At 72.2% G+C, this 21,373-nt stretch carries 17 protein-coding genes and 3 pseudogenes; 12 read left to right on the top strand and 8 right to left on the bottom strand.

The features are described from left to right. The first annotated feature begins 29 nt into the window (after positions 1 to 29). Entirely contained in the window at positions 30 to 1,460 is a 1,431-nt protein-coding gene (locus HHX35_RS01200; protein ID WP_182897185.1) for a M1 family metallopeptidase, read from the top strand. 66 nt (positions 1,461 to 1,526) lie between these two features. On the opposite strand, the gene HHX35_RS01195 is transcribed toward HHX35_RS01200, so the two are convergent. The 3 genes and pseudogenes from HHX35_RS01195 to HHX35_RS45055 all read right to left on the bottom strand — a co-directional run. Beyond that, positions 1,527 to 2,162 (bottom strand): response regulator transcription factor, encoded by a 636-nt coding sequence (locus HHX35_RS01195; protein WP_139574404.1) that lies wholly within the window; start codon positions 2,160 to 2,162, stop codon positions 1,527 to 1,529. Beyond that, positions 2,159 to 3,304, bottom strand: a complete 1,146-nt coding sequence (locus HHX35_RS01190) for a sensor histidine kinase (protein ID WP_182897184.1) — start codon at positions 3,302 to 3,304, stop codon at positions 2,159 to 2,161. The genes HHX35_RS01195 and HHX35_RS01190 overlap by 4 nt, the downstream gene beginning before the upstream one ends. A 301-nt stretch (positions 3,305 to 3,605) precedes the next feature. Beyond that, positions 3,606 to 3,887 (bottom strand): annotated as a pseudogene (locus HHX35_RS45055) (cellulose binding domain-containing protein); the annotation flags it as partial. On the opposite strand from HHX35_RS45055, the pseudogene HHX35_RS45050 reads away from it, so the two are divergent. The 8 genes and pseudogenes from HHX35_RS45050 to HHX35_RS01155 form a co-directional block, all read left to right on the top strand. Then, a pseudogene (locus HHX35_RS45050) lies at positions 3,887 to 3,958 on the top strand (hypothetical protein); the annotation flags it as partial. The pseudogenes HHX35_RS45055 and HHX35_RS45050 sit on opposite strands and share 1 nt — an antisense overlap. Then, positions 3,946 to 4,179, top strand: a pseudogene (locus tag HHX35_RS45045) (hypothetical protein); the annotation flags it as partial. The pseudogenes HHX35_RS45050 and HHX35_RS45045, both read left to right, overlap by 13 nt. Positions 4,180 to 5,813: 1,634 nt before the next feature. Continuing rightward, the gene (locus HHX35_RS01180; RefSeq protein WP_182897182.1) at positions 5,814 to 6,026 is read left to right on the top strand and encodes a hypothetical protein; all 213 of its coding nucleotides are present in this window, start codon (positions 5,814 to 5,816) and stop codon (positions 6,024 to 6,026) included. Positions 6,027 to 6,236: 210 nt separating this feature from the next. After that, positions 6,237 to 6,773, top strand: coding sequence for a MauE/DoxX family redox-associated membrane protein (locus tag HHX35_RS01175; RefSeq protein ID WP_182897181.1), 537 nt, complete (start codon positions 6,237 to 6,239; stop codon positions 6,771 to 6,773). 29 nt (positions 6,774 to 6,802) lie between these two features. After that, positions 6,803 to 7,369 carry a redoxin domain-containing protein gene (locus tag HHX35_RS01170; protein ID WP_182897180.1) on the top strand — a complete coding sequence of 189 codons (567 nt, stop codon included), beginning with the start codon at positions 6,803 to 6,805 and terminating at the stop codon, positions 7,367 to 7,369. Positions 7,370 to 7,371: 2 nt separating this feature from the next. Then, complete coding sequence (locus HHX35_RS01165; protein WP_182897179.1) at positions 7,372 to 9,231, top strand: ABC transporter ATP-binding protein; 1,860 nt, start codon at positions 7,372 to 7,374, stop codon at positions 9,229 to 9,231. Then, positions 9,228 to 9,731 carry a S26 family signal peptidase gene (locus HHX35_RS01160; protein WP_220504877.1) on the top strand — a complete coding sequence of 168 codons (504 nt, stop codon included), beginning with the start codon at positions 9,228 to 9,230 and terminating at the stop codon, positions 9,729 to 9,731. The genes HHX35_RS01165 and HHX35_RS01160 overlap by 4 nt, the downstream gene beginning before the upstream one ends. A 282-nt stretch (positions 9,732 to 10,013) precedes the next feature. Next, positions 10,014 to 10,526: a DinB family protein gene (locus tag HHX35_RS01155; RefSeq protein ID WP_310738833.1), complete on the top strand. Its 513-nt coding sequence runs from the start codon at positions 10,014 to 10,016 to the stop codon at positions 10,524 to 10,526. A 34-nt stretch (positions 10,527 to 10,560) separates the two neighbouring features. Here the strand turns inward: HHX35_RS01155 and HHX35_RS01150 are convergent, their stop codons facing one another. The 4 genes from HHX35_RS01150 to HHX35_RS01135 all read right to left on the bottom strand — a co-directional run bounded on the left by HHX35_RS01150 (position 10,561) and on the right by HHX35_RS01135 (position 15,711). Further along, positions 10,561 to 11,679, bottom strand: a complete 1,119-nt coding sequence (locus HHX35_RS01150; protein ID WP_182897178.1) for an IS630 family transposase — start codon at positions 11,677 to 11,679, stop codon at positions 10,561 to 10,563. Between the two features lie 114 nt (positions 11,680 to 11,793). Beyond that, on the bottom strand, positions 11,794 to 12,594 hold the full coding sequence (locus HHX35_RS01145; protein ID WP_182897177.1) for an AfsR/SARP family transcriptional regulator: 801 nt from the start codon (positions 12,592 to 12,594) through the stop codon (positions 11,794 to 11,796). Positions 12,595 to 13,137: 543 nt separating this feature from the next. Next, positions 13,138 to 14,574, bottom strand: coding sequence for a PLP-dependent aminotransferase family protein (locus tag HHX35_RS01140; RefSeq protein WP_182897176.1), 1,437 nt, complete (start codon positions 14,572 to 14,574; stop codon positions 13,138 to 13,140). 432 nt (positions 14,575 to 15,006) lie between these two features. Further along, a complete protein-coding gene (locus HHX35_RS01135; RefSeq protein WP_182897175.1) occupies positions 15,007 to 15,711 on the bottom strand; it encodes a GNAT family N-acetyltransferase in 705 nt (234 codons plus the stop codon). A gap of 206 nt (positions 15,712 to 15,917) precedes the next feature. Here HHX35_RS01135 and HHX35_RS01130 point away from each other — a divergent pair, with 206 nt between their 5' ends. Together HHX35_RS01130 and HHX35_RS01125 are read left to right on the top strand one after the other, a co-directional pair. Further along, positions 15,918 to 16,691, top strand: coding sequence for a MerR family transcriptional regulator (locus tag HHX35_RS01130; protein WP_182897174.1), 774 nt, complete (start codon positions 15,918 to 15,920; stop codon positions 16,689 to 16,691). A gap of 125 nt (positions 16,692 to 16,816) precedes the next feature. Continuing rightward, on the top strand, positions 16,817 to 17,380 hold the full coding sequence (locus tag HHX35_RS01125) for a hypothetical protein (protein WP_182897173.1): 564 nt from the start codon (positions 16,817 to 16,819) through the stop codon (positions 17,378 to 17,380). 84 nt (positions 17,381 to 17,464) lie between these two features. On the opposite strand, the gene HHX35_RS01120 is transcribed toward HHX35_RS01125, so the two are convergent. Then, entirely contained in the window at positions 17,465 to 20,035 is a 2,571-nt protein-coding gene (locus HHX35_RS01120; protein WP_182897172.1) for a serine/threonine-protein kinase, read from the bottom strand. A 325-nt stretch (positions 20,036 to 20,360) separates the two neighbouring features. On the opposite strand from HHX35_RS01120, the gene HHX35_RS45040 reads away from it, so the two are divergent. After that, positions 20,361 to 21,362: a chorismate mutase gene (locus tag HHX35_RS45040; RefSeq protein ID WP_182897171.1), complete on the top strand. Its 1,002-nt coding sequence runs from the start codon at positions 20,361 to 20,363 to the stop codon at positions 21,360 to 21,362. Positions 21,363 to 21,373 lie beyond the last annotated feature (11 nt).

Genomic DNA, 21,373 nt, shown 5'->3' with positions numbered 1-21,373 from the left:
CGGCCGCTCGGCCCCATGAAAGGACTCCCATGACATCGTCCCGTTCGCGCCGGGCGGCGCGGCTCGGCGGTGCCGCCCTCGCGGCCGCGCTGCTCACCGCGACCCAGGCGACCACCGCTCTCGCCGCTCCAGGGAACCCGGGGGAGCCGCGCTACTCCGCGGGCGCCCCCTCGCTCGGCGACCCCTACTTCCCCGACCAGGGCAACGGCGGCTACGACGTTCGGCACTACGACGTCACGTTCACGTACGACCCCGCCACCAAGGTCATGGACGCGACGACGGTGATCGCCGCGGTCGCCACCCAGGACCTCGACCGGTTCGACCTGGACTTCCGCGGCCCGCAGATCACGTCGCTGAAGGTGGGCAAGCACCCGGCCGCCTACCGGCGGGACGGACAGGAGCTCGTCGTCACCCCGCGGCCGAAGCTCAAGACCGGGGAGGCCTTCACGGTCACGGTGACGTACGCCGGGACGCCGCCGGTCGTCACCGACCCCGACGGCTCCATCGAGGGCTGGGTGCCGACCGACGACGGCGCCTTCGTGCCGGGCGAGCCGCAGGGCGCCCCGGCGTGGCTGCCGGCCAACGACAGCCCCGCGGACAAGGCGACGTTCACCTTCCGGGCGACGGTCCCCGAGGGCGTCACGGTGGTCGGCAACGGCCGCCTGGTGTCCACGACGACCGCGAACGGCAAGACGACGTTCGTCTGGGACTCGGCGGAGCCGATGGCGACCTACCTCGCCACGGTGACCCTGGGGAACTTCGTCGTCAACGAGACGACCACGCCCGGCGGCATCCCGGTCTACACGGCGGTGGACCCGCGTCTGGTGACCCAGTCGGCCGCGGCCGTCGCCCGGATCCCCGACATCCTGGACTACTTCTCCTCGATCTTCGGGCCGTACCCCTTCAACCAGGCGGGCGCCGTCATCGACCGCGCGCCGGACGTCGGCTACGCCCTGGAGAGCCAGACCAAGCCGATCTTCTCCAGCGCGCCCGGCGTCGGCACGATGGCGCACGAGCTCGCGCACCAGTGGTACGGCGACAGCGTGAGCGTCGGCAAGTGGTCCGACATCTGGCTGAACGAGGGCTTCGCGACGTACGCGACCTGGTTGTGGACCGAGCACACCGGGGGCGCCACCGCGCAGCAGACGTTCAACGGCTCCGGCAACTACGGCCGGGCGGCGACCTCGTCGTTCTGGCAGATCGTCACGGCCGACCCCGGCCCCGAGGACATGTTCGGCAACGTGCCGTACAACCGCGGCGCGATGACGCTGCACGCGCTGCGCGGCAAGATCGGCGACGCCGCCTTCTTCACTCTGATCAAGGACTGGGCGGGCCGGCACCGGTACGGCAACGCGAGCACCGCCGACTTCATCCGGGCGGCGGAGGAGGTCTCGGGCATGGACCTGAAGGCGTTCTTCGACGTGTGGCTGTTCCAGAAGGGCAAGCCCGCCTCCTGGTGATCCCGTTCCGGCGGCTTCCGTTCGCGGGAGCCGCCGGTTCTCGGAAGACGCGGCAGGGGACGCGGTTCAGTGACGCAGATGCAGGGCGAGCTGGATGCGGTCGCGCAGGCCCAGCTTGCGCAGCACGCTGGACACGTGGTTCTTGACCGTGCCCTCGGTGATGAACAGGCGCGCCGCGATCTCCCTGTTGGCGGCCCCGGCGGCGACCATCCGCGCCACCTCCACCTCGCGAGCCGACAGCAGCTCCTGCCCGCGGAAGGCGACCGGGCTCACCGGCAGGTGCCGCAGCTCGGCGACCAGGCGGGCCGCGACCGGGCTGCCCAGCACGGTCTCCCCGCGGCTCACCCGATGGACGGCCGCGACCAGGTCCTCCGGCGAGCAGTCCTTCAGCAGGTAGCCCGTCGCGCCGCCGCGCAGCGCGCCGAAGATGAACTCGTCCTCGTCGAACGTGCTGAGCACGACGACCGCCACCTCCGGATGTTCGGCGGCCAGGCGGACGATCAGCTCCACGCCGTTCATGCCCGGCATGCGCATGTCCACGAGCGCCACGTGCGGACGGCGGTCGCCGATCACCCGCAGCGCCTCGTAGCCGTCGGCCGCCTCGCCGACGACCTCGATGCCGTCCTCGACCTCCAGCAGCTTGCGCAGCCCCTGGCGCAGCAGCGCCTGGTCGTCCACCAGCACGACCCTGACCGGCGTCATGCCCGCACCCCCAGCGGCAGCTCGGCGCGCAACTCGAACCCGCCGCCCGGCCTGTTGCCACCGGCCAGCGTGCCGCCGAGCGCCCTGGCCCGATCCGCCAGCGACGTCAGTCCGAAGCCGCCGCGCGCCCGCTCGTCCCTGCCCGTTCCGTCGTCTCTCACCACGAGCGCCACCTGGTCGTCGCCGAACGTGAGCGTGCCGTGCACGTGCTCCGCCTTCGCGTGCCGCAGCGCGTTGGTGAGCCCCTCCTGCAGCACCCGGTAGAGGACGAGCTCGGTGTCGGCCTCCAGGCGCCGCTCCTCGCCCCGCACCTCGAAGCTCACGGTGATGCCGGTGCCGTCGAACGACGCCGCGAGCCGTTCGAGCGCGGCGCTGCCGACGCGGCCGTCCAGCGCGAGCGGCCGCAGCGCGCGCACCCAGCGCCGCGCGTCGGCAAGCGCCTCCACGGTGAGCTCCTTGGCCTGGCGGACCTCCGCCCAGGCGGACTCGGGGCGGCGCTCGCGGAACCGCTCGGCGTTCTCCAGGCCCATCTTGATGACGGTCAGGTGGTGGCCGACCGAGTCGTGCATCTCCGCCGCCATCCGCGCCCGCTCCTCGGCGACGGCCAGCTCCCTGATCCGCTCCAGCAGGCCCTGGGCCTCCTCCCGCCTGCGCCGCGCCTCATGTATGGACGCCACCATGCCCAGGACGAACGCGGAGAACACCGCCATCGCGGTGGCCTGGACCATGCCGTCGGCGATCGTCGACCCGAAAAGCGGGGGCACGAACACGGAACCGACCACGACGCAGGACAGGATGGCGGTCGCGACGCGCATGCCGTACAGGAAGGCGAGGTTGGCCACCGCGATGAGGATCAGCGGCAGGTGGGTCTGCCGCGAGCCGGTCAACCCCAGCATGATCGTCGCCGCCAGGAACAGCGGGGCCACCCAATGACGGCCCCGCGCCGGATTCCAGGGCAGCGTCGGCCAGAGCACCGCGAGCAGCGCGACGTTGGCGGCGAAGAGCACGTACTCCAGCGGAGTGGCGGCGGCGGTCGCGACCGCCTGCACGAGGCCGGCGGTCAGTAGTGTCATCATCGCCCAGAACACGACGTTGAACAGGAACGGCCGGTCCGCGTCGCGAAGCCAGTCGAAACGCGCCATGACTCGACCCTAGAGCGATTCGGATCGGACGCAATCGCCCATCGGAACCATGACCGCGGTCATGCCCGCGTCTATCCGCCGCTCGATGTGCCGGCGAGCAGGGCGAACCTGGCGTTTCACCCATGAGAGCCACCAAGCCGGTGTGGCCGTGTCGGGCGCCCTCACGCTGGTCGCATGGGTGATCGGCATGGTGTGCCGCGCGCGTGCGCGTCCCGAGCCTGTGCCCGCTCCGGTGCCCGGCGTGACGGTCTGAGAGCGGGGGCCCGCGCCCGCCTGTACGCCGGGCGGGCGCGGCCGGGTGTCAGCCGGTGGTGCAGGAGATCGGCGACGGGACGTCACCGGCGCCGTTGGCGGTGAAGCCGAACGACGTGGACGCGCCGGCGGCCAGGCTGCCGTTGTAGCTCACGTTCTTCGCCGTGACGGCGGCTCCCGACTGGGACACCGAGGCGTTCCACGAGGAGCTGATCGTCTGGCCGTTCCGGTACGACCAGCCGACGGTCCAGCCCGAGATCGCGCTGGTGCGGGTGTTCGTCACCGTCACATCGGCCTGGAAGCCGCCCGGCCAGGAGTTGACCACCTTGTATGTCGCCGAGCACCCCGCGCCGCCGGGCGTGGGAGAGGCCGACGGGGAGGCCGACGGGGAGGCCGACGGGGAGGCCGACGGGGAGGCCGACGGGGAGGGCGACGGCGTACGCGAGGGCGAGGCGGACGGCGAGGGCGACGCGGTGCCGCCGCCGGACGCCTTCAGGACCGTGATGGAGTACGGCGGGAGCGTGATCGAGGTGGCGGACGACGCGGTGCTCGTGCTGATCGAGGTGGCGCCCTTGCGCCACTGCACGACGGTGGCCGCGCCGCCCGGGGAGAAGCCGGAGTAGGCCAGCGAGACCGTCGTGGAGTTGTTCAGGTCCTTGTTGACGAGCACGACGTTGACGCCGCCGGAGGTCTTCACCGCGTGCGCGGCGAGCAGCGAGCTGGACGAGGACGCCTTGACCAGCGTGTCACCCGGCGATCCGGCCCTGCCGACCATGGCCAGGCCGTAGTACGGCGGGAGCGGCGTGTTCACCGCGGGCTCCCCGGAACTGCCCGAGGACAGGATGCCGAAGTCGTTGTAGTCGGTGGTCCCGTCGTCGTTGGTCTTCGGGCTGCTGCTGGTGCCGTTGTGGAGGCTCCACCAGTCGACGTTCATCACCCCGTTCTCGAACCAGGTGAGGTAACTGTCCGCGGCGCCCAGTGCGGTCGTCGCGCTGTTGAGCTGGTAGTTGAGGTTCGCCTCCGTGACCGCGATGCCGATGCTCGACGCCCTGCTCCCGGCGTACTTGCCGAGAAGGGAGCGAATCGTGCTCACCATGGGCGCGATCTGCGAGACCTTCGTCAGGCTGTCGGCCGCCGACGTGGCGCCCGGGTACCAGTGGACGATCACGAAGTCGGCCTTGTCCTGCACGATGGACATGACCGTGTTGTTCCAGTCCGCGCTGTCGCCCGAGCCGACGACGCCGTCCGGCCAGCCGCCCGGGGTGGTGAGCACGACGCCCACCTTGATCGAGGAGTCCACGGCCTTCATCGCCGAGATGTACTGCAGGACGTTGTTCGCGTACGCCCTCGGGCTCTTGTCGGCGTGGTTGTCCTGCTCCCAGCCCGAGCCGTAGTGGCCGTTGCCGTAGACCTCGTTGCCGATCTCCCAGTATTTGACGCCGTACCCCTTGGTGACGTTGGCGTACCGCACCCAGTCGGCGGCCTCCTGGGCCGTGCCCGTTCCGTAGTTGGCGATGACGACGGGCTGCGCGCCGGCCGAGCGCACCGTGCTCACATAGGTGTCGAAGTCGGTGCCCGGGGCGACGTAGCCGCCCTCGGTGGTGTGCGTCTTCCAGTGGTAGATGTCGCCGTACGACCCGCCGGGGTAGCGGACGGCGGTGAAGCCGGCGTCCCGCAGCAGACCGGAGATGGGGGAACTGTTCATGTTCCCGTCGTAGACGGCGACGTTGACGCCGTGCCCGGCGGCGGGGATCGTGCCGAGGCTCGTGCCGGTGTTCACCGTCACGCTGGCGGAGGTCGCGGCGGAGGCGGGCGCGGTGACGGCCGTCGCCGCCACCAGGGCCGACGCGGCGGCGAGCGCCGCCGACGTCAGCAGGGCCAGGCCGGCGCGCCGCCGGCGGGTGAGCGAGCCGTGCATGAGGAGCTCCTTCGAGCGGTCGCGCTGTCGCCCTCTCCGGGCGCAGGTCGAGCCGCATCCTTTTCCGCGCCACGCCGTACGGTCAACGCTCAGGCGGCCCGCAAGGCCCTGACCTGGGGCTGATTTCGTATGGACGTGCAACTTTCATCGGCGAGCGGGGCCGGGCTCTGCGGCCGCGGCCGGAGCGGACGGGGCGATCGGGGTTCGGCCGGGCCTCGGCCGGGGGCACTCGTGAATGAATCGCATGCCGTTCCCATGCAAATCATTCCTATTGTCGTGGGTGTCGGAGAAACCGGCCCCTCCCGAAAGGGAGGAAAACCAATGGAAAGAGGTGTGAGAATGGTTCGGACTCTCGGGTCGCTCACCGACCGCATGCTGAGCACTGTGGTTCCCGCGGCGGAGGCTCAGGCCGTGGCCAAGTGCGTCACTATCGGTACCGAGCAGGTCAACTGCACCGGCGGATATCCCTTCACGATGGCGACCCTCACGAAGAAGATCTGCGTGGACTTCGAGGCCAAGACCATCACCCTGCAGACGTCGGGCGGCTGCTGACCGACCGGAATCCGGCGGAAAACCGGGACCGCGATGAAACGACGAAAGCGCGATTCGCGGTTCCGGCGGTGATTCGCCGGCGATTCCGGTGAACGGTCACACCGGTCCGCGTAATCGCAGTGCGCGGTGAACACGCCGCCCGGATCACACGAGGTGCGATCCGGGCGGCGTTTGTGTCCATTCCCGATCTGCTGCCCGAACGGAGTCACCGTGGAGTACGTCCTGATCTGCTGCCGCCTTTTCGTGGGCGCCGTGTTCGCCGTCTCGGCGGTGAGCAAGGTGCGTGGCCGGGGCGCGTACGCCGCTTTCCTGGACGCGGCTGGCGCGCTGGCGCCGTGGGTTCCGCCGCCGGCGCGGACGGTGACGGGAGCGGTGGTCGTCGCCGGGGAACTGGCCGTGGCCGTGCTGCTCGTCCCGCCGGCCACCGTCGTGGCCGGGTTCGCGGTCGCGGCGGCGCTGCTGGCGGCGTTCACCGCGGCCATCGCGTCGGCCCTGCTGGCACGGCGGCGCGTGCCGTGCGCCTGCTTCGGCGGTGGTTCGCCGTCGCCGGTGGGCCCGGCCCACCTGGTCCGCAACGGTGTGCTGCTGGCCGGCTCGCTGACCGGCTCGGTCCTCGGCCTCGACGCCTCCGGCGCCGTGCCGGAACCGGCCGGCGCCGTGGCCGCCGCGTTCCTCGGCCTGGTGGTGGCCGGCCTCGTCCTGCTCACCGACGGCATCGCCGGTCTGCTCCGGCCGTCGGGCGCGTGAATGCCAATTCCTGAGACGTGGGAGTCCTCGTGTCGATCTTCGCAGTGTCGTTCGCCGGCCTTGTCGGCGTACTGAACCTCCTGCTCACGGCCGGTGTGATCCGCCGCCTGCGCGCGTATGACATCCTGCCGGCCGCGCGCTCCGATCCGGGGCGCTGGCGAGTCGTGCACAAGCCCCCGCGCACGATGCGTGCCGCAGGCGAGCGCGTGGGCGCGTTCCACGGCCACACCGTGCGCGGTGAGCCGATCGGCGAGGAGTTCTTCGCCCGATCCACCACGCTGGTCGGGGCCTTCACCGCGGGCTGTCAGGCGTGCGAGGAGCGACTGCCCGAGTTCGCGGAGTTCGCCGCGGCCTTCCCCGGCGGTGGCACCCAGGTGCTGGCGCTCCTTGTCGGCGACGCCCGTGACCTCGCCGACAAGGTCCGGCAGCTCGAGCCGGTCGCCACCGTGGTGGTGGAGCCGGACCGGGGCGGCCCGGTGGGTGAGGCGCTGGGCGTCAGGGCGTACCCGGCGCTGGCGCTGGTCGACCCGGGCGGCGTGGTCAGCGCCTCCGGGGCCGGCATGGAGCACCTGTTCCTCGATCCGGCGGGGGTGTGACGGTGGGCGGGATCATCGAGGCCCTGCGGCTGACCTGGCGGGCCGGCCGGCTGCACACGGGCGTGTTCGCGGTGTTCACGGTGCTGGGCGCGGTGGCGCCGGTCGCGGGGGCGTGGCTGACCAAGCTGCTCCTGGACGGCGTCACGACCGGGGGCGGCGCCGGGGCGGTGCTCGGGCCGGGGGTGGCCCTGGCCGCCGCCGGGCTCGTCATGGCGCTGGTGCCGCACGTCCTGCGGTACGCCTCGGCCGAGACCGGGCGCCGGGTCGGCCTGCTGGCGCAGGAGCGGCTGTTCGCGGTGACCGAGCGGTTCGTCGGCATGGCCAGGTTCGAGGACCCGGCCTTCCTCAACCGGATGCGGATGGCGCTGCAGCACGGCGGCACCACCCCGGGCGTGGTCGTCTCCGGCGCGCTGTCCACGGCCGGCGCCGCCGTCACCGGGCTGGGGTTCCTCGGCTCGCTGCTGGTCCTCTCGCCGTGGATGCCCGTCCTGGTGCTCGCCTCCGCCGTGCCGGTGCTGGGCCTGGAGCTGCGGCTGGCCCGGCGCAGGGCCTCCCTTTACTGGCGGCTGAGCCCGGTGGAGCGCCGGGAGATCTTCTTCCGGGACCTGCTGACCGACGCCCAGGCCGCCAAGGAGATCCGGCTGTTCGGCATCGGCGCCCACCTGCGCGAGCGCATGTCGGCCCAGCGCCGCAGGGCCGACGGCGAGAACCGGCGGCTGGACCGCAGGGAACTGGGCGCCCAGGGGCTGACCGGCATGATCGGGGCCGCGGTGGCGGGCGGGGCGATGATCTGGGCCGTGCTCGCGGCGGCGGGCGGGCGCATCACCGTCGGCGACGTCTCCCTGCTGGTGGCGGCGGTCGCCGGAGTGCAGGCGGCGGGCCTGGCCGTCGTCAACGGGATCGCCCAGTCGCACCAGCAGCTCCTCCTCTTCACCCACTATCGCGAGGTCCTGGCCGCCGGGCCCGACCTGCCGGTGCCCGCGCGCCCCGGGAAGGTCGCTCCGCTGGCCCGCGGCATCGAGTTCCGCGACGTGTGGTTCCGTTATTCGCCGGGTCATCCCTGGATTCTGCGGGGCGTGAACCTCACCATCGCGCACGGTCGAACCGTGGGGGTGGTCGGCCGCAACGGCGCCGGCAAGAGCACCCTCGTCAAGCTGCTGTGCCGGATGTACGACCCGGAGCGGGGCGCGATCCTGTGGGACGGGGTGGACCTGCGGGACCTGGACCCGGCCGAACTGCGGTCCCGGATCAGCGCGGTCTTCCAGGACTACATGGAGTACGACCTGACCGCCGCGGAGAACATCGGCCTGGGGGACCTGGCCCACCTCGGCGACCGGGACCGCATCGCCGCCGCGGCCCGGGACGCCGGGGCCCACGAGTTCGTCACCGCGCTGCCGGACTCCTACGACACCCTGCTGTCCCGGCTCTTCTTCCAGGGGGACGACCAGGAGGACGGCGACACCGGCGGCGAGACGGGGGTCACCCTGTCCGGCGGGCAGTGGCAGCGGCTGGCCCTGGCCCGCGCGCACCTGCGGGCGGGGCGCGATCTTATGATCCTGGACGAGCCCAGCTCCGGCCTGGACGCCGAGGCCGAGCACCGCATCCACCACTCCCTACGAGAACGGCGGGCGGGCCGGACCAGCGTGCTCGTCTCACACCGCCTCAACACCCTGCGGGACGCCGACACGCTGGTCGTCCTGGCGGACGGCGCGGTCGCCGAGCAGGGCACGCACGAGGAACTGATCGCACTCGACGGCGTCTACGCCGGCCTGTTCCACATGCAGGCCGAGGGCTATGCGGAGCCGCCGCCCCCGCAGGCCGAGGACCTGCTGGAACTGGTTCGAGGGAGGTTCGGCCTGTGACCGCCGCACCGCTGCCGCTCCTCCTCGCCCTTGTCGCCGCCATCGCCGCCACCGCGGCCGCGGGCCTGGTCTGGGCGCGCAGGAGACTGCTGATGGTGAGCGTCTCCGGGGACAGCATGCGCCCCACGTACCGGTCCGGCGACCGGGTGCTGGTGCGGCGTGTCCCCGCCGGCCGCCTCCGCCGGGAGGACGTCGTCCTGGCCGACGTGGCCGGGCTCGTGATGGAGCGCGCGGGCCTCATACCGAGCCAGGTCACTGTGGATCCCGGTGCCGGCTACGTGGTCAAGAGGGTCGCCGCGATCCCGGGCGACCCCGTCCCCGCCGAGGTCCCCCGTCAGGCGGACGAGACCGCCGTTCCACGGGGGGCCTTCGTCCTGCTCGGCGACAACGCCGGACACAGCATGGACTCCCGCCACTTCGGATACGTCCCCGCGGCCGGCCTCGTCGGGAAGGTGGTCCGCGTGCTCCCCGCGCGGGCACCGGGCGACCGGAGGGACTGAGGGTCCGGGGCATTGGGGGTCCGGGGTATCGGGGGCCCGGGGGATCGGGGGCCCGGGGCGGGAGAGATGTGGAAGGGCCGCGAGGCGGAACGCCTCGCGGCCCTTTCTGCGCGACCCGCCTCTTCAGGCCCGGGATCTAGAAGACACGATCTAGTGCGGTGACCATGAACGTTCACCGGGTGGACAACGCGCCAGCTTGACCGCGCTCACGTTGATCCATGCGGTTGCCGATCTCGTTGTTGTATGGTCTGAAATCCACAAATATCGGGGGAGAGCAAGGCTGTGGAGCGCGAGACACTGCTCGGTTACCTGGACTCGCAGCGCAAGCACGTCCTGGGCATCCTGGACGGCCTTGGCGAGGGGGACCTACGCAAGGCGGTGCTGCCGTCCGGTTGGTCACCCCGCGACCTGGTGCACCATTTGACCTGGTCCGAGGCGCTTTGGTTCCGTGGAGCGATGGCCGCCGATCGCCAGGTCATCGACACGCTCGTGGCCGGCGAGTTCGGTTGGAGGGTCCCCGAGGAGTTCTCCGGCGCGGACGTGCTCGCACGGTATCGACAGACGATCGAGCAGTCGAACAGGGTCATCGGGGCGACGGCGATCGATGCCGTGCTGGCCTGGTGGCCGACGAAGATGTTCGGTTCGGGGTCATGGCGGCTGGGGTCTTTGCGCGAAGTGCTGATGCACGTGATCGTCGACACTGCGACGCACGCCGGACAGCTCGACGCGGTCCGGGAGCTGATCGACGGGCGGCAGTGGCTGGTCAACGACGACCGACCGGCCGCAGATCACTGAACTCGGTGAACGCTAGTGCGCTCACCGGGGTTGATCATGCCGCTGCTCGGCGTGGTCGGCCCCAGCGTTGCTGGCGTTCGCTGCGGATGCGGGCGCGTTCGCGGCGTTGGGCGACCAGGACGTCGGGGTGGCGGGCGTTGGCGTTACGCCAGCGCAGGTAGTCCTGCAGTTTCCGGGCCAGGACGGTGTGGTTGGGGTGGTCGCTGTTGCCCATCACGAAGTTCCGCAAGGGCCCGAACTGGGCCTCGATGGGGTTGGCCCATGAGGCGCTGGTGGGTGTGAAACACAGCTCGACCTTGTGTTTTTTCGCCCACGCGCGGATCGCGGGGGTCTTGTTGGACGACAGATTGTCCATGATCGCATAGATGGGTGCGCCGTCGGGTTTGCGGGCCCGGATCGTCTTCAACGCCGCGAGGGTGTTCTTCCCGCCCTTGCGCTCCCGGTTGACGCCCCAGAGCTGGTCGTCACTCAGGGAGTAGCAGCCGTGGAAGTACCGGACGCCATGAGTGCGGTGGTAGGTCGCCGGCAGTCGGTCGGGCTTGCCCTCCGGCGCCCAGGACGTGCCGTGGCAGGGCCGGATCGACAGGGGCCCGAACTGGTCGAAGGCGAAGCACCGGTCCAGGTAGTGCGTGGTGACGTGTTCGATCCGGTCGAGTTTGGCGTCCTTGTCGGGGTCGCGTGATTCCTTCCAGGTCCGCGTCCGCTGGAAGGAGATCTTGTGTTCATGCAGCAGCAGACGCAGCCGTTCCCGCCCGACCCGCATCGGCCGGTCGGGGCAGATGGCGAGGTAGTCGACGAGTTTGTGGATACTCCAGTGCGTGAACGGACGGCCCAGACTGGCCGGGCGCATCTTGGCCGTCGCGATGACGAATGCTTCGTCGTCGCTGGTCAGCAGGCGGGGACGGCCTCCCGCCCAGTTAGGGTCCAGTGCTGACAGACCCCGCTCGTTGAAGGCGTGGATGACGTCCCGCGCCGTGTCCTCATCGGCCGCCACCAGCCGGGCGATCGCCGGGGCTAGGGTCCCGGACGCCGACGCCATGATGATCAACGCCCTACGGACTTTGATCGATCCGTGTTTGCCCCGCCGGACGATGCGTTGCAGGTACTGCCCCCCGTGATCGTCCAGCCGTCGAGCCCTTACCGCTTCTGCCACCCGCCACCTCCGCAGACTCGATCCCTACAGGGTGGAGTCTGGAAGCAGAACCCGCCCGAACCCGGCAAGCCCGACGGCGTGTCACCCACCCGGTGATCATTTCCGGTCAACGCACTAGCAGGCGGCCTGCGGCTGGGGGACGACGGCGCCGCGGACGGCGTCGTCGTCCCGGCGGAGCACGGCGAGGTGGAGCTCGTGCAGCTCGGCCGACGGGTCGAGGCCGAGCTGGCCGCCGAGCACCGCCGTGGCGCGTCCCCAGGCCGAGATCGCGCCGGCCACGTCCCCGCCCAGGTAGTACGCGCGCATCAGGTGCGCCCAGGAGGTCTCCCGGAAGGGGGCGTCGGCCAGCACCTCCAGGATCTCGGGGATGAGGTCGGCCGTGCGGCCCAGGCCCAGGCGAGCCTCCACCAGCCGCTCCCGCACCGTCAGGTGCAGCTCGCCGAAGGCCGTGAACCGGGATCGCAGCAGCTCCGAGGCGGTGCAGTCCTGCCCGATCGGCCCCTGCCACAGCCGGAGGGCCCCGGTGAGCGCTTCCTCGGCCGCGTGGGGCCGCCGGGCGCGCAGCCGGGCGAAGCCCTCGGCGGCGAGCCGCCTGAACATGACCGCGTCCACCTCCTCGGGCACGGTCAGCAGCCGGTAGCCGCCCTCGCCGCCGCCTCCCCGAAGGGTGATCAGGCGGTCGCGCAGCCCCAGGGCCGCCAGCCGGTTGCGCAGCCGGGCGATGTGGAGTCTCAGGTTCTTACGGGCCGAGCCGGGCGGGTCCTCCCACAGGTATCTCATCAATTGCTCCACCGGCACCGAGCGTCCCTCTTCGAGCAGGAGCGCGGCGAGCAGCCCCCTTACCGGGGCCGATCCGATGGTCGTGGGCGCGTCGTCGTCGCCGACCTGAACACGTCCCAGCAGGTGGAAGAGCATGTCGTGGCCTTTCTCTGGCTATCGATTCGGCGGCCTTCGTGAAGGCCGGTTCACTGCCCGGCCAGGAGGGGAGCTCGTGCTCGCCTTCCCCGCGCACCGGCCCGCGGCGTACGCGGACGCCGTGCCGGGAGGGGAAGGGGCCGAGGCGGCCGCCGGGAGGGGCAGGCGGCGACGGAGGCGCCCGGCTTACGGCAGCGGCCCTGTCCTGCGACTGTGTGCTTGCGACTCTGTGCTTGCGACTCTGTGCTGAGACCCTGTGCCGCCGCATCCCTATGCCGTGGCCCTGTTTCTGAGCCCTGCTTCGGAGCCCTGTTTCGAAGCCCTGTGCCGTGGCCCTGTCGAGGGGCCCATGGGAGGGCAGGCGTCGACGTCGACGCCGGCGGGCGGTCCGCCTTCTCGAGTGGCCATGGCCGACGCGTCGCTCCCAGCGCGTCCACGTTGACGGCCTGGTCGGCTGTTCCCATCCTGCCGGTGCACGAGACGGACGAGGATAGCCAGTTGCAGGGCATTCACGGTCTTTAGTGGACAGGTGCGCCTGCCGCGTCAGCAGAGGCACGGGACCAGATGGTCCAGGCAGCGGATCATCTTTCCCAGTGCGCGGGACAGCACCGCCTCGGTGAGGTGGTTGTGGCTGACGAGGAATCCGTTCCTGGCGGGAACCAGGCCACTCCACTCGTACCGCGTGGTGGCCGGCGCCACGATCCCCTTCGTTTCGAATGCCCGGATGACGTGGTCGACGTGCACTTCGGGGCGCAGTTCGACGTGCACGTGTGACCCGGACTGGGCGCCGCTCAGCCGCTCCACGGCCGGGTGGCGGGCCAGGGCGTCCACCACGAGTTGCCGTTTGGCCTGATACGCGTGGCGCAGCCGGTCGACGCGGACGCGGGTCTCGGCCGAGGCGAGCATCTCGGCCACGGCGCGCTGCGCCACCGCCACGGTGCCCGACTGCCGCAGCGACAGGTGCTCGGCCAGCTGCCGCAGCCGGCGCCCGCGGGCGAGGATGTACCCGGTGCACACCACGTCCGGGAGCAGCCGGCACAGACAGCCCACGTAGACGACGTCGTCGGTGCGATCCCGGCTCAGGTCCCACAACGACTGCGGCCGGATCGTCTCGCTGAAGTCGTGGTCCCGGTCGTCCTCCACGATCAGCGCCCCGCGTGCCGCCGACAGCTCGACCAGCGCGCGCCGCCGCGAAAGGGACAGCTCCACTCCCAGCGGCATCTGGTGGGAGGGACGCACCACGACCGCCCCCACGGTGTGGGGCACGGTCTCCACCAGCGCCCCGTCCGCGTCCACGGGGACGGGCACGGTGGTGACGTCGTGCTGGCGCAGCAGCCGGATCACCGTGGGCAGGCAGGGGTCCTCGACCGCCGCGACGGTGCCCGGCTGTATCGCGACCGCCGCCACCAGGTCCAGAGATTGGCGGACCCCGGTCGTGATCAGCACGTTCTCCGGATCGGCCTCCAGCCCGCGCACCGCGCGCAGGTGCGCCGCCACCGCCCGGCGCAGCACCGTCTCGCCGGGTATCTCCACCGCGCCCGGAATGCGGTGCGCGGCCCGTCGCCACGCGGCCCGCCACACCGGCACCGGGAAGTCCTCTCCGGACGGCTGGTCGGGGGACAGGTCGACGAGCGTCCGGCGGGCCCGGTCCGCGGGAGGCTTTCCTTCGCCCGGCTCCCGGGCGGCCTTCTCCCGCAGGGCCCGCCTGACATAGGTCCCCGACCGCCGCCTGCTCTCGACCAGGTCCCCGGCTTCCAGGATGCGGTAGGCCTCCTGCACCACCGGCCGCGACACCTTCAGCAACTCGGCGAGGGTACGGCTGGACGGCAGGCGCGTGTCCGGCGGCAGGCGGCCGTCCAGGACGGCCTGCCTCAGCTGCCTGGCCAGTTGTGCCGCCATCGACTCGGAAGAGCCACGTGCCAGCTCGACATAGATGGCCAGAGTCGTCGCCGTCCGCATCATGCCCCTTCGGCTCGCCATAACTACGGTTCTCGCGCAGGCCGGCGGGGTGAAGGATCGAAAGGCCGTGCCGGCTCCGCGGGAACGGCCACTCCGGCGTCGCGGTTCCCGGGCCAGGCAATCTCAGATGACTTTCAGTTCGCTTACAGAAGTGTTGCAAAATGCGGGAGGCCTTGAGCGCGCCGCACCGGGACGCCGCCGGTGTGCTGACGCGGGGCCGGCCTGCGCTTGAGGAGGTCGCCACTCACCGGCCTCTGCCGTCCACGCCGCCGCGGGCACGTCGGACCCGGCGACGGAGGCGTGCGTGGGCGCCGCCAGGGCCGCGAACGTGCGTACGCGTTCGAGGATGGGGGCGGCGCGTGGTCCCGGTGGACGAGCAGCTCGTGGTCCCGGTGGACGAGCAGCTCGTGGTCGAGCACTACTCTCGCTGACGCCCCGGATTCGCCTCGCACATCACGGCGTACGGAAACCGCGGAACGTCACGCGCTTGCGGACCACGAAGCCGAGCCGCTCGTAGAGTGCGATCGCGTTGACGTTGGCCTCGGCCACGTGGAGGAACGGGCGCTCGTTCCGAGCCGTGATACGGGTGACCAGGGCGCGCACCAGACGGGAGGCGTGACCTCGACCGCGGGCTTCGGGGGCGGCGCAGACGGCGCTGATCTCGGTCCACCCGGGCGGGCGGAGCCGTTCGCCCGCCATGGCGACCAGGGCGCCGTTCTCGCGTACACCCAGATAGGTGCCGAGCTCGTGCGTCCGGGGCCAGAACGGCCCCGGGCGGGTCCGCGCGGTGAGATCGAGCATCTCGGGCACGTCGTCGACGCCCAGCTCGACCATCCGCGAGCCGGACTCGGCATCGCCGCGACCCGGGTGGGTGCCCGCGGGCCAGATCATCTGGAAGCCGTCGAGAGTGAAGACCGGCTCCCAGTCCGCGGGCGGGGTCGCCGGGCAGCTGAACAGGTCGGCGAATTCGCCGCGGCCGAGCAATCGCGCGAGGTCGGCCCATTCCGCCGGGTCGGGGTCGGCGGACACCGTGGCGAAGGTCGCGACCTCCGGCAGGTATCCGGCCGCCCGGCCGAGCCGGCGGGCCAGGTGCGCGTGGCGGCTGCGGAGCGACTCACCGACCGGGTCGTCGAGTGCGACGGCGTCACGGTCGACCATTGTGCGGTGCCTTTCGTGTCTGCGTGTGTGAGCGTCGGTGACCAGCCGTCGACAGGGTCGTGACCGGGGGTTCTCGCAGCCGCAGTGTAGTCAGGCGGGTTCCTGTCCTCGCCCGGGAGGGGTGCCGCCCGATCGGCGGGACGCGGCCGATCGCGCGCTCGCGGGGGCTTGAACCTCACGCCGGGGGAGGTCGTAGCGTTTCGGGCGTGATCGGGGCAGACGACGCCGGACGGCGATGGTCGATCGGCGAGCTGGCGCGGGCGACCGGGATGACGGTGCGCGCGCTGTACCACTACGACGAGATCGGGCTGCTGAGCGCGAGCGAGCGTACGCCCGCCGGGCACCGCCGATACACCGAGCGCGACCTGCGGCGGTTGTACCGCGTCCGCGCCCTGCGGGCGCTCGGCCTGTCGCTGGAGGAGATCGCGGGTGTTCTCGACGGCGCGGCGGACGCCCCCGAGTCGATGCGCGAGCTGCTGACGGCGCAGTTGCGCAGGCTCGACGAGCACGCCGAGCTGATCGGGACGCTGCGTCAGCGGATCCGCGGCCTGCTCCGGCAGGCCGGCGACTCGTCCGGCCCCGATCCGGAACGGTTGATGACCACATTGGAGTTGATGTCGGTGTTCGAGACCTACTTCACCGAAGAGCAGCGCGAGCGGCTGGCCGAGCGCAGGAACGCGCTGGGCGGCGAGGGCGTCGAAGCGGCCAGGCGCGAGTGGGCGGGGCTGGTCGAGGAGGGCCTGCGGCTCGTGGAGACCGGCGTGCCCGCGGAGGACGAGCGCGCCCGGGACCTCGTACGCCGCTGGGACGCGCTGGCGGGCGGGTTCCACCCCGGCGGACCGGACGGCGAACGGACCAGGGCGGCGGCCCGCAGGATGTGGCGGGACAACAGCGCGGAGATCGGCCGGAGCCTGCCCTGGCCGGCCGAGCGGTTGGCGGGCCTGGTGTCCTACCTGGAACAGGCCCGCCAGTCCGGCTGAGCCCGTACGCCAGGGCGAACACGGGGCCGGCCGCGCCGGGTCGCGGACGTCCTCAGGGCGGGGTGAATCTTTCACCCGTTCCGTCGCGTCTCCCGAGCACCGGATCGAGCGGGGGAGGGGGAACGTTGACCGGCCGGAAGGACCGCGCCTACCGTGCGGGGCGCACGCCCCCGTTCCTGTCGTCAGCCGGAGGTCCCGTGTTCCGCACCGCCGCAGCGTGCCTCGTCCCCCTGGCCACCGCCGTCCTCGTGGCGGCCACCGCGCTCCCCGCCTCGGCCGAGGTCGTCGACCCCGCTCCCATCGGCCCTCACCAGTACTTCTACGGTTTCGTCAATGGCCAGACCGGTCACGCGACCATCAAGATGGCGTGCTTCGGGCCGGTGTTCCCAGGACAGACCGGTCATCCGCTCGCCGGGCAGTCCGTGGAGGTGCGGCCCGTCGCAGTCTCGTCGTCGGCGGCGAGCGTCGGCTACACCGGCAGCGGCGGCACCACGATCGCGGTGGACCTGGGCGACCCGTCGACCGTCGCGAGGGCGCTCGCGCTGCGCTACTACGGGGTCAAGGCCGAGATCCCGGTCACCGCGACACTGCCGTGCTACGGCTCCGGGAAGGTGACGTTCACGGCCGTGCCCACCAGTTGGACCGCCCGTGAGGCGACCGTCCTGGTCGACTACGTCGGCCAGCCCTGACCCGCGTCGCGTCGCCGTCGTGCCGCGACTCCGGGCATCCAAGTACGGGTGCCCGGAGTCACCGGTGTGACAGGCCCGCCCGTCCTACTTCGCCGGCTTGAAGGTGGAGGCGATGGTCTCGAAGAGATCCTTCTTCTTCTTCCAGTCCTTGTCCTGGGTCTTGTAGAGCAGCGCGTAGCCGTTGTGCTTGTCGGTGACGAAGCCGCGGTCGATCACACGTGACCGGTAGCGGCTGTCGCCGAAGGTGAACTCCCAGTCGGCCGCGGTCTTCCAGTACCCCTTGACCTCTCTGATCTCGATGAGCTTGTAGCCGGGGAAGTTCTGGCTCATCCCGGGCACATCGCGCCGCCAGACCTTCAGAGCGTCCGACTCGGGGCTCGTGGTGTGGTGAACCTCGAGATACGTGTGAGAGTCCCCGCGGAAGCGGACCTCGCCGTTGCCCCTGCCGTCGACGTGCCACCCCTTCGGCAGCGCGAGCGAGAACCCGCTCGAGTGCTTGTACTTGTGCCAGCCCTCGGGGACGCCGGCGGGCTCGGAGGTCTTGGGGCTCGGAGAGGGCTCGGGGGACGGGGACGTCGCCTCGTCCGAGGCGGACGCGGACGGCTCGGCGGAGGTCGGCGCGGCGGAGGAGGGCTTATCGGTGGTCTTCCCCGTCGCGGCCGGGGCCGCGTCCGACCCGCCGGCGGGGTCGCCCGCCGAGTCGCCCTCGCCCGCCATCAGGCCGAGATAGCCCGCCACACCCGCGATGACCAGCAGCGCGGGGATGAGGATCAGTGCGACCTTCAGCATGCCGTTCGACGACCGCGGCGAAACCGCGCTGGTGGACACTTCGTGCCACGCCGCCCCGCCCTGCGGGGGCACCGTCGCAGGCGCCTGCCTCAGCCCGGCGATCGCGCTCCCGGCGCCGGCGATCCCGGCCGCGCCCGAGCCGTCCTGCGTCCGGTCCGCCGTGGCGCGGGCCGCTCCGGCTTGGTCGCCCGCCCGGTCGGTACGGCTGTCGTTCCCGTCCGCGGCGCCGGTGCCGGAGCCGGCGGCGCCGGAGGAGGCGGACGACGCCGAACCCGCCGCGCCCTTCGATCCGGTGGTCCCTCCCGCGGTGCCCTTCGGTGTCGCACTCGCGCCGGAGGCCGCCGAGGACTGTGCCGCCGAGGAGCGGGACGCCGAGGACCAGGACGCCGAGGACCGGGACGCCGGGGACTCTGGCGTCGTGGGCGGGCGCTCGCCGGAGGAGGCGCCGGAACCCGTCGTCTTCCCCGAGGCGGCCGAGCCCTCCGGCGCCTTGCGGTCCTCCGCGCCGGAGGCCGCGCCCGAGGTGACGGCGGGGCCGACCTTGACGGTGCCGTCGCCGGCGCTCGCTTCCGCCGCCGGACCGGCTTGCCCGCCGGGCTTCTCCTTCGCGGGAGCGCCGCCCGAGGGCTTCGTACGGGCGGGCGGGGCGGCCTGCGCTCCCGTCTCCGGCATGGTCGCGGGCGCCTTCTCTGCCTTCTCCTGAGCCGGGCCGTCCCCCTGCTCCGGCGCCCCTTCGTCGCGTATCACCGGGAGGGGCGAGGTGATCTCACCGGGCCCCGCGGCCTCGCCTGCGGCCCCGGCCCCACCGCGCCCGGCCGCCGCTCCCTTGCCGGGGGCGGGCGCGTGGCCCGCCCCCGCCGCCTCGTCGCCCTCCGCGGGACGCTCGTCCCGCCGGGCGGAGGACACGGGCGGGGGAGACACGGGCGGGTACGGCGCCGCGCCCCGGGACGCCTTGCCCTGCCGCGAGGCGGGCGTCTCGGGCTTCGCGGCCTCCGGCGTCGCGGGCCGCGGCGAAGCAGGCTCGGCGGCGGGCCGCGACGGCGGCGGGGACAGCTCCCGCGACGCGCGCTTGAGCAGCCGGGTCAGCTCGTCGTAGCCGGGCCGGTCGGCGGGCTCCTTGGCGAGCATCCGCAGGAGCACGGGACCCAGCGCGCCCGCGCGCCGCGGCGGGGCGGGGTCGTCGTTCAGCACGGCGTGCATGGTGGCCATCGCCATGCCCCGGTCGTGCGGGGGCTTGCCCTCCACGGCGGTGTAGAGCGTGGCGCCGAGCGACCACAGGTCCGATTCGCGCTGCGCCGCCTCGCCGCGGAGCCGTTCGGGGGCGATGAAGGCGGGGGTGCCGACGAGGCCGGTGCGGGTCATGGTGGAGTCGGCTTCGAGCCTGGCGATGCCGAAGTCGGTCAGGACCACGCGGGCGTCATCGGTGAGCAGCACGTTCTCGGGCTTGACGTCGCGGTGCAGCACGCCCTGGCGGTGGGCGGCGCGCAGCGCGTCCAGGATCTGCAGGCCGATCTCGACGGTGCGCTCGGGGGACAGCGGGCCGTCCTCCCTGATCACCTGCCCGAGCGAGCGGGACGCCACCAGCTGCATGATGATCCAGGGGCGGTCGTCCTCTTCGATCACGTCGTGGACGACCACCACGTTCGGGTGGGTGAGGCGGCCCGCGGCCCGGGCCTCGCGCATGGTCCGGCGATTGAGGTCGCTGAGCTCGTCGCCCATGGCGCTGTCGTAGCGGACCTCCTTGACCGCGACCGCGCGGTCCAGCAACTGGTCGTGGGCGCGCCAGACGACGCCCATGCCACCCCGGCCGATCGGCTCCATCAACTGGTACCGGCCTCCGACGAGCCGGCCTTCCGCACGCGACACTCGAACCCCTTCCTGGACCCATGAATCGTCCCACGGATGGCAAAGGGATCAACCGCGTCCATGACTGGCGATCCCGAAATCCGAGACAGATCGGTTCGAGTCGTGGCCCGTCGCTGCTAAGGTCCTTGTTATGGGTAGGTACAGCTCGTTTACAAGGCCGGCTCCGGGAGGGCCGGTCGCGTGACGTGAGCTAGCGACCATCCGGAGCCGGCTTGAGGCAGGGACGCCAGCGTCTCTGCCTTTTTCGTTCTCTCGGAAGTCCGATATCAGCGAATCCCCATGGCAGACGGCCGGTTCCGCGGGGCCGGCCCACGGAGGAGCCCACATGTCGAAGGCAGCCCAACTCGACCGCGACGCCGTACGGATCGGCGACCTCGTGATCGGCGACGGGCGCCCCGTTGTGGTCATCGGGGGCCAGGACGCCCGCTGGCTGCGCCTGCGCGGCGACGGCGGCCCTCCCGCCGACGGAGCGGAGACCGTGCAGGACCTGCCGGGGGACCCTTCGATGGACGGGTCTTCCGGGGACGGGGCGGTCGCCGAGGCCAGGGCGCGCTGGGCGGGCCCGCTGCTGGTGGAACCCGCCACGGTCGCCGACCTGCCCGCCGTGGCCCGGCACGCAGACGGAGTGGTGGTCGGGGCCGCCTGGGCGGCCGACCCCGATCTCGTCCGCGCCGCGGCCCGGCTCGGGCTCCCCGTCGTCCTCCAACGGGGAAGTGTCCGGCATGGGCGAGCGGCGACGCTGGAGGAGTGGCTGGCCGCGGTGGACGACTGCGCGGCCGAGGGCAACAAGGCGGTCGTGCTCTGCGAGAGCGGCGGCCGCGGCGAACCGGAGGACGCCGCGCCCGACCTCGGGCTCATGCGCGCCGCCCGGGAGCGCACCGGCCGCCCCGTGCTCGCCGGGCTGGGCGGCGACGGTGGGCTGGCGGACGCGGCGGTGGCGGCGGGGGCGGACGGCCTGCTGGTCGGCCCGGGCGCGCCCGAGCGGGCCCTCGCGGCGGCGCACGAGGCGGCCACCGTCATGGCGGCGCTCGTACGGCCGGACGATCCCGAGACCCTCGACGCGGCCCGGGCCGCGATCGACCGGGTGGACGCGGCCCTCGCCACGCTCCTCGAACGCCGGGCCGCGCTGGCCGGGCGGATCCAGCGGCTCAAGCCCGTCGGCGGGTTCCGCGGGCGGGACATGGAGCGCGAGCGGCGCCTCGTCGCGGCCATGGCCCGCCGTGCCCCCAGCCTGGGCGCGGGGCTGCTCGCCCCCATCATGAACGCCGTGATCGAGGCCGGATTGCGCCTGTCCGAGGAGAGGCGGGACGGCGAGGAACGGAGATAGGATTCTGTTTC

This window comes from Microbispora sp. H10830, from assembly GCF_014161375.1.
GTDB lineage: Bacteria > Actinomycetota > Actinomycetes > Streptosporangiales > Streptosporangiaceae > Microbispora > Microbispora catharanthi.
The sequence above is the reverse complement of the archived record's forward strand: the minus strand, read 5'-3'. Positions and strand labels throughout refer to the sequence as shown.

Excerpts from the sequence above, each read along its gene's own strand:
- HHX35_RS01200 (WP_182897185.1), top strand. The coding sequence starts at position 30 with ATGACATCGTCCCGTTCGCGCCGGGCGGCGCGGCTCGGCGGTGCCGCC.
- HHX35_RS01195 (WP_139574404.1), bottom strand. The coding sequence starts at position 2,162 with ATGACGCCGGTCAGGGTCGTGCTGGTGGACGACCAGGCGCTGCTGCGC.
- HHX35_RS01190 (WP_182897184.1), bottom strand. The coding sequence starts at position 3,304 with ATGGCGCGTTTCGACTGGCTTCGCGACGCGGACCGGCCGTTCCTGTTC.
- HHX35_RS01180 (WP_182897182.1), top strand. The coding sequence starts at position 5,814 with ATGGTTCGGACTCTCGGGTCGCTCACCGACCGCATGCTGAGCACTGTG.
- HHX35_RS01145 (WP_182897177.1), bottom strand. The coding sequence starts at position 12,594 with ATGCTCTTCCACCTGCTGGGACGTGTTCAGGTCGGCGACGACGACGCG.
- HHX35_RS01140 (WP_182897176.1), bottom strand. The coding sequence starts at position 14,574 with ATGGCGAGCCGAAGGGGCATGATGCGGACGGCGACGACTCTGGCCATC.
- HHX35_RS01135 (WP_182897175.1), bottom strand. The coding sequence starts at position 15,711 with ATGGTCGACCGTGACGCCGTCGCACTCGACGACCCGGTCGGTGAGTCG.
- HHX35_RS45040 (WP_182897171.1), top strand. The coding sequence starts at position 20,361 with ATGTCGAAGGCAGCCCAACTCGACCGCGACGCCGTACGGATCGGCGAC.